The organism is Lacihabitans sp. LS3-19 (assembly GCF_024343575.1).
Taxonomy (GTDB): Bacteria; Bacteroidota; Bacteroidia; order Cytophagales; family Spirosomataceae; genus Leadbetterella.
This window is the reverse complement of the sequence record NZ_RJUA01000015.1, coordinates 14,439-28,338: the sequence shown is the minus strand read 5'-3', so window position 1 is coordinate 28,338 and position 13,900 is coordinate 14,439. Positions and strand designations below refer to the sequence as shown.

At 35.0% G+C, this 13,900-nt stretch carries 12 protein-coding genes; 3 read left to right on the top strand and 9 right to left on the bottom strand.

Annotation, left to right across the window (positions count from 1 at the left end; all coding sequences use genetic code 11):
* Nucleotides 1-375 precede the first annotated feature (375 nt).
* Nucleotides 376-2,643 (top strand): FdhF/YdeP family oxidoreductase, encoded by a 2,268-nt coding sequence (locus EGI22_RS12025; RefSeq protein ID WP_255068676.1) that lies wholly within the window; start codon nt 376-378, stop codon nt 2,641-2,643.
* A 1-nt stretch (nt 2,644) separates the two neighbouring features.
* Here the strand turns inward: EGI22_RS12025 and EGI22_RS12020 are convergent, their stop codons facing one another.
* The 4 genes from EGI22_RS12020 to EGI22_RS12005 all read right to left on the bottom strand — a co-directional run bounded on the left by EGI22_RS12020 (nt 2,645) and on the right by EGI22_RS12005 (nt 8,245).
* Complete coding sequence (locus tag EGI22_RS12020) at nt 2,645-3,259, bottom strand: hypothetical protein (RefSeq protein WP_255068675.1); 615 nt, start codon at nt 3,257-3,259, stop codon at nt 2,645-2,647.
* Between the two features lie 3 nt (nt 3,260-3,262).
* Nucleotides 3,263-4,963, bottom strand: a complete 1,701-nt coding sequence (locus EGI22_RS12015; protein WP_255068673.1) for an SWIM zinc finger domain-containing protein — start codon at nt 4,961-4,963, stop codon at nt 3,263-3,265.
* 123 nt (nt 4,964-5,086) lie between these two features.
* Nucleotides 5,087-5,650: a YceI family protein gene (locus EGI22_RS12010; protein WP_255068672.1), complete on the bottom strand. Its 564-nt coding sequence runs from the start codon at nt 5,648-5,650 to the stop codon at nt 5,087-5,089.
* Nucleotides 5,651-5,716: 66 nt separating this feature from the next.
* Complete coding sequence (locus EGI22_RS12005) at nt 5,717-8,245, bottom strand: outer membrane beta-barrel family protein (RefSeq protein WP_255068671.1); 2,529 nt, start codon at nt 8,243-8,245, stop codon at nt 5,717-5,719.
* Between the two features lie 325 nt (nt 8,246-8,570).
* Here EGI22_RS12005 and EGI22_RS12000 point away from each other — a divergent pair, with 325 nt between their 5' ends.
* Together EGI22_RS12000 and EGI22_RS11995 are read left to right on the top strand one after the other, a co-directional pair.
* Nucleotides 8,571-9,572 carry a sensor histidine kinase gene (locus tag EGI22_RS12000; protein ID WP_255068670.1) on the top strand — a complete coding sequence of 334 codons (1,002 nt, stop codon included), beginning with the start codon at nt 8,571-8,573 and terminating at the stop codon, nt 9,570-9,572.
* Nucleotides 9,569-10,309 (top strand): LytTR family DNA-binding domain-containing protein, encoded by a 741-nt coding sequence (locus EGI22_RS11995; protein ID WP_255068668.1) that lies wholly within the window; start codon nt 9,569-9,571, stop codon nt 10,307-10,309. Before EGI22_RS12000 ends, EGI22_RS11995 begins: the two co-directional genes overlap by 4 nt.
* A gap of 14 nt (nt 10,310-10,323) precedes the next feature.
* On the opposite strand, the gene EGI22_RS11990 is transcribed toward EGI22_RS11995, so the two are convergent.
* From EGI22_RS11990 to EGI22_RS11970, 5 genes are all read right to left on the bottom strand, one after another.
* Nucleotides 10,324-11,559, bottom strand: a complete 1,236-nt coding sequence (locus tag EGI22_RS11990) for a DUF3570 domain-containing protein (RefSeq protein WP_255068666.1) — start codon at nt 11,557-11,559, stop codon at nt 10,324-10,326.
* Between the two features lie 64 nt (nt 11,560-11,623).
* Nucleotides 11,624-11,833, bottom strand: a complete 210-nt coding sequence (locus EGI22_RS11985; protein ID WP_255068664.1) for a DUF4266 domain-containing protein — start codon at nt 11,831-11,833, stop codon at nt 11,624-11,626.
* A 2-nt stretch (nt 11,834-11,835) separates the two neighbouring features.
* Nucleotides 11,836-12,729, bottom strand: coding sequence for an FAD:protein FMN transferase (locus EGI22_RS11980; RefSeq protein ID WP_255068663.1), 894 nt, complete (start codon nt 12,727-12,729; stop codon nt 11,836-11,838).
* Between the two features lie 32 nt (nt 12,730-12,761).
* Nucleotides 12,762-13,193, bottom strand: a complete 432-nt coding sequence (locus EGI22_RS11975) for a thioredoxin family protein (protein ID WP_255068662.1) — start codon at nt 13,191-13,193, stop codon at nt 12,762-12,764.
* 2 nt (nt 13,194-13,195) lie between these two features.
* Nucleotides 13,196-13,771 (bottom strand): (2Fe-2S)-binding protein, encoded by a 576-nt coding sequence (locus EGI22_RS11970; RefSeq protein ID WP_255068661.1) that lies wholly within the window; start codon nt 13,769-13,771, stop codon nt 13,196-13,198.
* Between the last annotated feature and the right edge of the window lie 129 nt (nt 13,772-13,900).

Below are 13,900 nucleotides of genomic sequence, written 5' to 3'. Positions count from 1 at the left end.
GCTGATGACGCAGATATTAAAATAACGCTGATTTTCACGGATTTTTTTTCGTAATCCACTCTCGACAGGTCAGCGTTATCTGAGTTCCATTCATAATGCTGATATTGGAGTAACCCTAATTAACGTGAATATTTTCAGAAATCCGCGTATATCGGCGTTCGACAGATCAGCGTCATCTGCGTTCCATTCATAATGCTAATATTAGAGTAACCCTGATTAACGTGAATATTTTCAGAAATCCGCGTATATCGGCGTTCGAAAGATCAGCATCATCTGTGTGCCATTCTAAGAAAGCTTTGTTCTGAAATTCTAATCGCTACAGAAGTATGTATTTTTTCAAAACAAAAGCTTATTTTTGGTGCAAATACCTTAGATATGTCTTTAGCTCAGCCTCCAAAAGAATTTACTGGAATAAATCAAGAAGTAAATACACCTAAAACAGCCGTTGGGTGGCCAGCAATATATTCGAGCGTAAAGCATGTGTTTGGAGCAATGCCGGTGGCTAGAGGTATCAAAACATTGTTGAACCTAAACCAAAAAGACGGCATAGACTGCCCAAGTTGTGCTTGGCCTGACCCTGATGGGCATAGATCCTCAATCGGTGAGTTTTGCGAAAATGGAGCAAAAGCTATTGCCGATGAGGCAACCACTAAAAAAGCAGGCCCCGTATTTTTTCAAAGATATTCTGTAAAAGAAATGGCAGAAAAATCCGACTTCTGGCTCGGGCAACAGGGCAGACTTACACATCCTATGCTTGTCAGAGAAGGCGATACCCATTATAAAAAAATAGAATGGAAAGATGCTTTTGACATTGTGGCAAAAGAACTAAACACACTCTCCCTTCCTGACGAGGCTGTATTTTATACTTCGGGTCGCTCAAGCAATGAAGCGGCTTTTTTGTATCAACTCTTTATCAGGGCTTATGGCACAAATAACCTACCAGATTGCTCCAACATGTGCCATGAGTCTAGTGGTGTAGCCCTTACCGAAACTTTAGGTTTAGGCAAAGGCTCAGTGACTTTGGATGATTTTGAAGAAGCCGAGGTAATCATCATAATGGGACAAAACCCAGGCACCAACCACCCAAGATTGCTCACGACCCTTGAGAAAGCAAAAAAGAAAGGAGCAAAAATTATCAGTATCAATCCACTTTTTGAAACTGGGCTTTTGGGCTTTAAAAACCCTCAAACCATGGAAGGCTTGCTTGGCAAAGGCACAACTTTGACAGATTTGTATCTTCAAATAAAAATAAACGGAGACTTGGCCTTGTTAAAAGCCGCCTGCAAAGTATTAATAGAAAAAGGGGCAATTGATAATGAATTCATAAAATCAAATACTGAAAATGTTGAAGAATTCCTTGCACAGTTTTCTAAAGTTTCTATCGAAAATTTACTCGAAGATGCAGGGATAAAGCAAGAAGAATTCGAAACTTTTTGTTCGATTCTTGAGAAAAACTCAAAAATAATAGTTTGCTGGGCAATGGGTTTAACACAACATAAAAACTCCGTGGCTACAATAAAAGAAGTAGTTAATCTGTTGCTTTTGAAAGGCTCAATTGGCAAACCTGGAGCTGGAACTTGTCCAGTAAGGGGTCATTCAAACGTGCAGGGCGACCGAACCGTAGGTATTATGCACAAACCTTCGGCGGCATTTAATGAAACCATTGAAACGAACTTTGGTTTTACACCTCCACAGCACCATGGATATGATGTGGTAGAAGCCATTGAAGCTATGTATGAACAAAAAGCCAAGGTGTTTTTTGCCCTCGGTGGCAATTTCCTCTCTGCATCACCAGATACAGAATATACGGCACAAGCTTTAAAAAATTGTAACCTGACAGTACAAGTTTCTACCAAACTCAACCGCAGCCATTTGATACATGGCAAAACAGCTTTGATTTTGCCATGTTTAGGAAGAACCGACAAAGATTTTCAGAAAAGCGGGGAGCAGTTTGTGAGTACTGAAAACTCTATGGGAGTGGTTCAAAAGTCTCAGGGTGTTTTGGAGCCACTTTCAGATGAAATGATGAGCGAGCCTGCTATTATTGCACAAGTGGCTCATGCTACTTTAGGAGAAAAATACAAAATTGATTGGCTTTCTTATGCCAACGATTATGCTTTAATAAGAAAAGATATTGAAAAAACGATTGCTGGTTTTAAAGCTTATGAAGAACGAATAAACAAATCAGGCGGTTTTTACCTACCCAACCAGCCACGTGAGGGAAATTTTAACACAAAAACTGGAAAAGCTCAATTCTCAGTAAATCCTTGGGAGCCAATAAATGTAAAACCCAACGAATATTTGATGATGACCATTCGAAGTCATGACCAGTTTAACACAACAGTTTATGGGCTAAATGATAGATACAGAGGGATTTTCAATGAAAGAAGAATAGTATTTATGCATCCAGCAGACATGCTGAAAGATGCTTTCAAAAATTACGACAAAGTGAACATTATCAATGAGTTTGAAGGTGTAAGAAGAATTGCCGAGGCGTTTATTATTGTTCCCTACAATATTCCACAAGGTTGTTTGGCTACCTATTTTCCTGAGGCAAATGTTTTGGTGCCTCTAAAATCAAGGGCAGATGGCAGCCAAACACCAACGAGTAAAAGCGTGGTGGTGAGATTGGAAAAGATTTGAATTAAAAAGGTAATTCTGAATCATCAACTTCATCTAAAAAATCAGGTCTATTATTTTTTAGTCTATCAATTACATCATCCAGAATCCCAGGCTTGCGGGGATTTAAAAGTTCTTTAAGACAAGGACATTTTTTCCCAAATCTACAATCATAAGCATCTCCAGAGCAAAAATCAATTGTGGTGTAACCAATAGTACATTCAAAAACGTCTTCAAGTAAACTTTCTTCAACCAATTCGTATTGTTTACTAACCGAAATGCCATCAGGAAAATCTAAACGGATATGAAAGCTTCCTAATGTCTCAACAAATGCTTCAATTATGCCTTCCTTCTGTTTTTTATTTAATCTTCTACCTGGAGGAAATTGATTTGGAAAAATACCCAAAAACTCATGTAAAGGCTTATGTGCTTCGCCTGATAGATATTTTTCTATTTCCTGAAAATGCGTCTCCAAATCTTCATCCGCTTTGTCTTCTTGCCGCTGCAGTTCCTCATCCGAATATTCTATGAATTCGTCCAAAGCATCCTCAATATCCACGTCTTCCCACGTTTCAGGTTCTTTTTCAGGTTTGGCTTTACTAATTATTTCTTCAATTAATTGCTCTACGTATCTTTCCATATCTCATACATGTTTTAATATAAAATGCACAAAAGTGCCCTCATCCTTTCTGTGATACTTTTTGTTTCTAAATTGTTCCACATAAGTTTGAAGTTCGTATTCTGTAAAAGTATTTTGAAGAGCATCTAAAACTGAAATAAAACTAGATTTTTCTATTCCCAAAAGCTCTTGATTTACATCCCAAGGATAACTCCCAAAATTATCAAAAATGTTTTTCAACACCGTTATTTTATTAACTTTTAACATACTCTCTAAATAGGGCTCAAACAATGAAATATACTTATAATCTTGAAGATAGGTTATCAACTTTTTAAACTCACTCACTCTTCCTAAAAGCGAAACACAAAACTTAGCTGAGTCATAATTGTCTGACAGCTTGGCCTTTGCTCTCATTTTTGCTAAAGTTTGATTTTTAAAAATCATTTTTTCTTCACCTAAAGGCATGTCATTGTAAATCTCAAAAAAGTCATCAATGTTTTGTGTATATGGCAATATTTCTTTCGCAATATTGAGGTAATTGTGACGATCCCCTTTTTTTAAAAATATCTCTTTAAGGATATTATAATAAGGCAAACTGTATTCAACATGAAAATTATTATCAATCTGCCTTTGACATAATTCCCTCGCCTTTTCTATTTTTCCAATCCCAACTAAAGCTTGTATTAAATCTATGTTGTATTCATTTGCGTAAACCACTGGCAGTAGAATATCCAAATACTGGTTTAAAGTTCCATTGGTACTCGCCATATTCCATAAAGCAAAGCTTAGGTTTTTATCTCCAGATTTTTTTCCTTTATGAAAAGCTGAATAAAATTGTGAGAAATTATCCGAAATTATTTTCTGTCTGCTTTGACTTGACATTTTATTAATCTCCATGATAATATTTACAAAAACAATATCATAGGTGTCAGGTTTGTAAATAATATTTCCAAAATACAAATCGATACCATTCGAAAATTTATCATCATCTTTCACAGAATCAAAAGCCACAACTATTTGGGCTTTAATATTCTTAATCAGATTGTTAAAATAAGTAAATGACTTGGAACGATAAACACTCACTAATTCATCTATTGCGTCTAGTGAATATTTAAGTATCTGAAAATTCACCAATATAGTTGGATCCAGAAAATAAGGTTTGCATGCCGAAAAAACAAAATTCTCCCATAAACCCATAATCTTTTTCAATTCTAGGGTTTCTAATGTTTTTCTTGAACCAACGACAGATTTCGACAAATCCTTTAAGGCTTTTTTAATTCCTTCCGCTGTATTATCTACCTTTAAATCAGCACTAAATTTTAACTCAAACTCAGCCTTCAGTGGTTTTTCTTTCTCAAAAACTTCCAGAAGCCAATTTTTCAAATCTTCGAAAGTCAATTCATCAAAAATAGTCTCTACTCCCGATTTCTTTTTCTTAACTATCTTCGGGGTTTCTACTTTTTTGTTTCCAGCCACAAAGAGCAGCAGTGCCAATTTATGATGACAAAAACCATCTCCTTTTTTACAGTCGCAACTGATTTGACTTATTTCTTTGGCTTTGCCAAAATCTACACTTACGTCATAAGTCTCTGAGCCTTGGTCCACAAACGCCACAAATCGACCTTTGGACTCTTCATCGCATTCTCTAACTACGCACTTTGTAGCCCATAACTTTGCCTGATCTGAAAAGAATTCGTTAAAATTTTTTAAACTAAAAACCGCCATTTAGTTTTGTTTTTTTAAAAGGTTTCTCAGCAATATTTTGCATAAAAATAAGTAGAAAATTTTAAACAAAAAAAGCAGCTCTCCTTTCGAAGAACTGCCCTTTTTTATTAAACACCCCTATGATTAATTCAAAGCAAACTCGCCACTAGCTCTTAGTTCTACTTCTTCGCTTACTACTGCACTTGGCATAGCTCCTACTCCGAAATCCGTACGGTTCACGTTACCAGTAACTTTAAAACCAACAAGCTTTTTACCTTGACGATTAGTACCTGTACCGATAAGAGTAAGATCTAAAGTTACAGGTTTTGTAACGCCTTTCATGGTAAGATTTCCAGTTAAAGAATATTTTTTACCGCCAACGTTTTTAATTCCTGTGCTTTTGAAAGTCAAAGTTGGAAACTTCTCCGTATCAAACATATCAGCTTTTTGAAGATGACCGTCACGCATATCATTGTTGGTAGTTACTGCCTTCAAATCTGCAGTTAGATCGAAAACTGCATCAGAAAAATCTTCTTTGGAAGAAGTAATATTCGCATCAAACGACTTGAACACACCGTCAACCTCTGACATCAAAAGGTGCGTAACTGTAAATGTCATTTTAGCGTGAGCTTTATCTAATGACCATTTTTGTGCTGAAACGGCAAAAGTCACAAACATTGCAATTGCCAATAAACTGATTCTTTTCATTCTTTTAAATTGAGTTTAATATATTATAGTTTAAATACGATACGTGTTAATTTGTAAAAAGGTTGATTAATTAGTATCTTCTCCACCGCTTTTAACGTCAGTGTTTTTGATTTTCTTGCCTTTATCAGCTACAAATTTCATATTACCAATTTTGTAACTGAAAGTTACTTTAACGTTGGTATTGTACATGTAGTTAGTTGATTTTTGAAGAATAGTAGGACTATCAGTTGTATTTTTCATCACCATGCCTCCAAAGAAATTATCAGCAGCTAAACCCAAACTTGTTTTTTTGCTAAAGTCTTTTCTAAAGCCTAATGAATACATTCCCATTCCTCTTTGGATTCCTTGAAGGTTTACTCTGTTTCCTCTCATTCCACCACTAGCTTGCATTGCCCAACCATCTTTCAGTTTAAGATTTGTCATCAATCTACCACTAACAGAATAACCACCATTACTAATAAGTTCAGACACGCCTTGTAGGTTTGGTTGTCTTCCCTCTAGGTATCTGTAATATACATCGACACCTCCGTTTAAAGTCCAATTTGACCTTAAAATCACATTGCCAAATACATTACCTCCTATTGTTTGTTCTTTTCCTATGTTTTCATAAGTCGTAATAATTGCTCCAGGAATTGAGTCTGACGGAGAGCTAACTCTGTTTATAGCATTGCCTGACGAACGACCAAACACTGCAATTGTCAAGTATGATTTTTTAATACTTTTGCTTAAGCTAAACTCAAGGTTATCTGTAAGTTCAGGACTTAAACTTGAATTACCAAAACTGATATTCAATGGATTTGAGACATCTCTGTTTGGATTCAATTGTTGTAAACCTGGTCTTTGAATTCTTTTATTATAAGCTACTTTGTATGTCGAAGTTTTTATCGTTTTTGAAATATTTACACTAGGTACCAAATTTTGGTAAGCTGGTATAGTTATAGCACCTCTAGAGTCGTCAGCTTTAATGTCCGTCAATTCATATCTTGCCCCAACTTTAAAGTTAAATTTGTTTTTAGTAGAAAAAAGATACGAAGTATAGCCAGCCATAATATTTTGACCATAGTTCAAATATCCTGAAGGATTACGAGCATCATTGCTAAAGCTTCCAGTAGAATTAGCAGTTAAATATTCAAAATTGCTGTCCACATTTCTAAAAACGCCTTTTACGCCAAACTCTATTTGTTGCTTTTTGCCAATTGGACTTACATAATCCGTTTGGAATGTCATCTCTGTATTTATGTTGTCATTTAAGTTTTTAAGTCTGCTTTGGATTATTTGAGCCTCGTTTAATATATCCGTATTGAAATTATTCACCAAATTGTTTTGGCTATATTGGCTTGAAATAGACCACTCTTGACCTGGTTTGAAAGTTCTTATATAATCAAGATTGAAATCTACCGAATTTGACCTATCTGTAGAGTTTACGTCTCTAATAGTTGAGCTAAGAAGTGCAGAGTTTAAAAAACTACTTGAATTCAATAATTGATCTCTATTAAAAGTTCTAGTGCCAAAGGCAATTGTTCCTGACAAAGATTGATTTTTTGTCAAATCATAATCTAATCCCAAATTATACCTTCCAAACATTCCAAAATGCGTTCCATCTTGATTTTGTTCGGTACTAACACCTGTTGTTTTCAATAACTGTGATGATATGCTAGAAGATTTATTGTAAAAAGCTCTTCCATAACCGCCTAAACTAACGCCCAATTTGCCTTGTCTGTAGTTTCCATTAAGTCCCAAATTGGATCCTCTCAAACCTGCACCAGAGTCAATATTAAGATTCAAACCTTTAAGATTTGATTTTTTTGTTATTATGTTTATAATACCCGCGGAACCTTCGGCATCGTACTTAGCAGATGGCGACGTGATAACTTCTACACTTTTTATGATATCTGCTGGTATCATTTTAAGGGCATCAGCTATACTACTGGCCACAATAGTTGAAGGCTTATTATTAATCAAAACTCTGACATTTCCACTTCCTCTTAGCGACACATTACCATCCAAGTCAACACTAAGCATAGGTACATTTTTCAATATATCTGATGCGTCACCACCTTTCGCAGATAAATCTTTCTCGGCGTTATATACCAATCTATCTACTTTTTCTTCTATCATAGCAGCTTCTCCTTGAACTACTAGTTCATCCAACTGTTTGGTATTTTGTTTCAGTTTAATAACACCTAAATCAACATCTTTACCTTTTTCAACTACAATTTTTTCTAAAACCATAGTTTCAAAACCAATAAATGAAATTTTAATATTGTAAGTACCTTCACCAACTCTTTTCATTGTAAAAGCACCTTTTTCATCTGCCATTGTACCATCCAATACTTTTTTTGTTTTGGCATCTAATATCGCAATATTGGCAAACTCAACGGCAGATGTAAGGGCTTCATCCACTACATTTCCTGATATTTTTGAGTTGCCTTTTGGAAGACTACCTTCCAAATCCAAAGTAGCACTTTTGGACTGATTGTTGTTAGTTGGTCTACCATTTTCTCCACCTGGGCGACCTCCACCTGGAGGGCCAAACTGAGCGTAAGTTGCCGATAGGCCGAGTGAAACTAATGCTGTTAATAAAATCTTTTTCATTTTTTTGTATTATTAATGATTCTTTAAATGTCTTTCAGTGGAATTATGACACAAAGTAAACCAAGAAGTTTAAGTGTATTTATTGTAAATAGACCAAAGGCCGTAATAATTCGACAATTACGCCAGAAAATGGTTTTTATGGAAAGAAAGGCTTAAAATAGCAGTTTTCGATTAAAAGACGCAAAAGATAGAAAAAAACCAAGCATGCATATAATAGAAAACAAAAAATACAAGTCCAATATAAACTTATGAGTAATATTGGAGGATTTATTAGAAAATACAAATGACGACAAAACCGATATTAATCAATAAAAGAGTTCTTATAATGCACCTATCTTTTTGGTGTTTATACTTCTCTTTTTTCTTTTATCAGATCACTTTCTTCAGGCATAAAGAAGACCTAGACCTTGGCAGAGCATCAGTGGATGCATTTACGCATGTGGCTTTTATGGCATTGGTTAGTTATCTAAATTATTTTATTTGGCTTCCAAGGTTTTTGAAACATAAAAACCTTTTGAAATATATCATAGAATTTACTATTCCGTTTGTTATTATTGTCACACTTCACATTTTGTTTAAACGATTCCTTTATTCAGAATTCATAGAACAAGGAAAAGGTTTTATGGCATCTGGGAAATTCATTTTTCAGCATGTAGCGGTTACATTGTTTATAGTTTTTTTTGTTGGAATGTTGAAATTTGTGGAAGATTGGTTTACAATTGAAGCCAATAAAAAGGAGATGGAAAACGAGAAATTAAGCTCTGAATTGCGTTTTCTTAAAGCTCAGATCAATCCTCATTTTCTTTTTAATACGCTAAATAACCTTTATTACTTGGCTACGGTAAATTCGCCAAATACCACAAGCGTTATTGAAAAACTATCACACATGATGCGGTATATGCTTTATGAATCAAATCATCCTTTGGTTTCTCTTGAAAAAGAATTGGACTATATGGAAAATTATATTAGCCTAGAAAAACTGAGACTAGACAATCAAGTACCTATAGCATTTGAAATTAAAGGAAATCCTGAAAACGTAAAGATTGTGCCTTTGATATTTATTACTTTTTTAGAAAATGCATTTAAACACGGTGTAAGTAACAGTTTCAGTGGCTCATTTGTAAATGTAAGTGTAGAAATAAGTCCTGAAAAAATTGAATATACGGTAAAAAACAGTAAATTGCCTAAAGAGAATATAATGGCAAAATCGGGTATTGGACTCCAAAATGTAAATAGGAGGCTTGAACTCAGTTATCCAGAGAAGTATGTTTTAAAGAAAAATGAAACTGAGGATACTTACGAAATACACCTGACAATAGCGATATGAAAGTTTATAGTTGTATAATAGTCGAAGACGAACCATTGGCAAGAAATCTTCTTACGGCTTATATCTCAAAAGTGCCTAGGCTTGAACTTAAAAAAGCTTTTTCTAACGCTTTAGAAGCTTTAGAATATCTCCGTGAAAACACCATTGATATTTTGTTCTCTGATATTCAGATGCCCGAAGTTACAGGCATTACACTTCTCAAACTATTAAAAAACAAACCATTAACTATCCTTACCACCGCCTATTCTGAATATGCTCTCGAAGGCTATGAACTTGAGGTTTACGATTATTTATTGAAACCGATAAGTTTTGAAAGATTTCTAAAAGCCGTAGAAAAGGGCATAAATCGGCTGGACGGCAATGGCACAAAAGAGGTAGTAGTGGTTCAAGAAAGCTCGACTTCAAACAACCAAGATTATATTTTTGTAAAAGATGGCACTAAACTCATAAAGATAAACCTTGGAGATATCCAGTTCATTGAAGGCCTAAAAGACTATGTTTGTATTCATACTTTAACAAAAAAAATAGTCTCTCTTCAAACCATGAAATCGTTAGATTCAGCCTTGCCCGAAAATAGATTTGTGAGAGTTCATAACAGTTATATAATTGCTGTTGATGCAATAGACACCATCGAAAAAGATAGATTAGTTATTGGAAAAAACACCATTCCAATCTCAGATACTTACAAAAAGGCTTTCAGAGAACTCATTGATAAAAAGCAAATTGGAGCTCTGTAAAACCCCAATCCTATTTATTTTATTTTAGTAGTTAAGGATATTATATGTGATACCATTCCGTTGGTGCGGTTATAATGGCCATATCTTATCTCGAAAGAATTCCACCATCTGTTACCCATTATTCCCCCAGGAGGTGCTACTCTTAACCCTGCCCCCCAGAAAGCACTATTAAAATCCGAAATATCATAATCTGAAGTATAATAAGCTTCGCTCAGGGTATGTTTTTGATATGGAGCAAAATATTTAACGGCAGATTGACTGTTAAATCTATAGTGTGGCGTAATGGACAAAAAAGAATTGATTTTATAGGATGTTTCGGCACTAAACGTATGGGCTGTCATACCCCAGTTATCGATATAATACCTATAAAACGAGCGAATGACTATTTTGTCTCCAAGAAAATAATTGGCTCTCAAACTCATCGGCAACTTTGCTCTTTGACCAGGCAGTTTTTCAACCTTCAAGGTATTGTCTGTAAAATATACTCTATGAAAAGGCGTGCTCAATAATCCTTCTTGATAAGCAGGCTCAATACTAAAGAGCAACTGCATTCGCTTAGAAACAACTCTTGAAATTCCGATACTTGTATTATAAGAATTCCGCTGTTTATAAGCTATTCCTACTTGGTCACCTTCCGCTCCAGACGGATAACCTGTCGGCCGGAGTTCATAAGGCAAAATGGCCATCCATTGGTCAAAAAAAGCTCCAATCTTTAAATTCAGCTCAGTATTGTTGTCTTTTGAAGACTTAGAGTAGCTCAAATTCCCTCCAAAAGATTGATAATCCCATTCGGTAGAATAGGCAAAATTCACTCCTACACTGCTGTGTTTTTTCTCGTCTTTTCTACTCCAAGTTATGGATGGATAAAAATGCAGGTCTGTCATGGAAGCGGAAGACAAAGAACGAGAATCAATCATATCAGACGAAGCTGAAGAATAATAATCCATTGAAGCATCTATAGTTAGATAATTTGTCCTTTGTAATTTATCCAAAAAAGACATTTTAATATCCAAAGAATTGGCAACATCCCAAAGCTTTTCGCTTCCGATGCCACCTGTTACAGGGGAATTATTTCCATCTTGTTGATAATAAGCACTAACTATATTGGCCTCCTCAAATTTCAAACTTCTAAAACCCGTTTTCACTTGCTTAGGTGTTTCTTGTAATTTTAAATCTGTGGTATTGGTTTGGCTTTTTGCAGAAACCATACCCAAACAATATAATCCTATCGCTATTGCTACTTTTTTCATTCTTATTTTAATGAATTTTACTGCCTAATTCTTAGAGGTTAAATTTTAAAAACTTTAGAATAGCTTAGTTGCAACCACATCCTCCACCGCTTTTTCCGCCATTGGCACCAGCAGCACCTTCGCGATATAGATAAAAATTGGTCTCAAACTTCTCAACTTTTCTATTAGCCAGCTCCATTTCAGAGTCGTTTATTCTGCTTTTTTGGTATTCTTTTACACTTACACAAGAACCTAAAAATAGTGTTGAAGCTAAAATTGAAAGGAATGTTCGCATATTTAAGATATTTTTATATTATCTGATTTATAAACAAAGTTGTGGTCATCTATAATCACACATGCCACATTGTTCATTTGGTTAATTAAGTCCAAGCCTTTTTCTACCCCTAAAATTGTGACGGGCGTAGCTAATGCATCAGCTAGCTCTGCAATAGGACAAATTATACTAACACTTTTTATCCCTGAAATCGGCAAGCCTGTTTTTGGATCAATCGTATGAGAATATTTTTTACCGTCGATTATTACAAACTTTTCGTAGTTGCCAGAAGTAGCAACTGCTAGATTACTGATATTCAATTCAGAAAAAGCCTTTGTTGGTAAGTCTGGATGTGCAAGCGAAATAGTCCAAGGTTGACCATTTATATTGTTTCCCCATGTGATCAAATCGCCACTTGCATTTACAATTCCACTTTCTACGCCTAGTTTTTTAAGCAATTGAGCCGCCCTGTCGGCTGCGAATCCTTTGCCAATTCCACCAAAACCAATTCTCATTCCTTTGTCTTTCAAAAAAACCGTTTGATTGGTTTTGTCCAAAATAATATTTCTATAATTTATCAGTCTTACATTATTTTTTGCTGTTTCTATATCTGGAAGACTCGTCATATTCTTGTCAAAATTCCATAGACTTTTATCTAAAGAACCATAAGACAAGTCAAATGCTCCATCTGTAAGTTTAGAAATTCTACCAGCTCGCTCTATCAAGCTAAACACCTCACTATCAAGTTCCACAGGCATGATTCCTGCATTCTGATTTATTCTAAATGTTTGACTATTTTCAGAAAACGTAGTTAAAAGATTTTCAATCCGACTTATTTCGGCTACTGCTTTATCGATATTAGATTCAGCATTTTTGGCATCTTTATCAGATACCGTAATGGCGAACCTGTTCCCCATGAGTTTGAGGGTTCTCGAAAAAAGCTCTTGCATTAAAAATGTGCGGTAATTTCTGATTTTAAAGAATTTGTATCCATGTTTTTTGGATAACCATCCCACTCTTGAAGAACCTTTCCATCTGGATCAATTAAAACTGTCAGCGGAAACTTGCCTTTGGGGTTATATTTTTCTGCCAATTTCTCATTGTATTGCGTTTGCTCTTTTGACAACTGATTTTTTTTCATTCGAGGAAAATCAGCCCGTACCAAATTCAAATGGTCTTTTGAAAATGCCTGAAATTCTGAGGTTTCAAGGACTTCTTGTTTCAATTTTATACATGGCCCGCACCAATCAGAGCCTGAAAAATAAAGCAAAACCAGTTTATGGTTTTCTTTGGCATCTGTTTTTGCAGTTTCTAAGTTTTGCCCCCAAAAACCTTCTCCAAAAAGAAAAATAAAAAATAACTTTACGATTAAAATTTTCATTATTAATAAATTATGAGTGTATTTCCATCTGTGGCAGTTTTGTAAATTGTTAAACCACCATTGGCTCTTGAGTTTAAGCCAGTTCCGTTTAAAGAAAAACGAGCACCATGATCTGTACAATACCACTCTTCGTTTGAAAAAACGATTCTATTTCTAGGTTGATGAGAGCAAGTCACTGTTGCAGCTATATATTTTCCAGTTTTAGAAAGAGCAATTACATAAGAATTATTAATTACAAAATAAGCACCTAATGATGTTCTTAACTTAGCGTAAGTAGTTGTAGAAAGGTCTAATTTTACTTTGGCAGAAAATCTATTTAGTGCTTCGGTGGTAATAAACAAAGATTGATCAGCAACGGTACTAAGGGAGCTAGTTGTTGTACCTGTTGTACCTGTAGTGCCAGAGGTTGTGGTAGAATCTGAGCTGCCGTTTGTGGTGCTATTAGTTGCTCCAGTGTTAGTTTCTGGAGTAATCACCAATGCCTCAACATAAGTATCTTCTACTCGCACACAAGATAACAAAGCCATAAGAGATGCTCCGGAAAACCCTGCTTGTTTCAAAAAATCGTATCTCGTCATACCTTGTATATTAATACTAATCTTTACGATTATATGTATTTTGACGTTGCCTTTGTTTAAAAAAAATATTCTTTTTAAAACTCAAACTTTGCCTTTCGTAAAATTAATTAAAAAAAATAAGATTTAGTT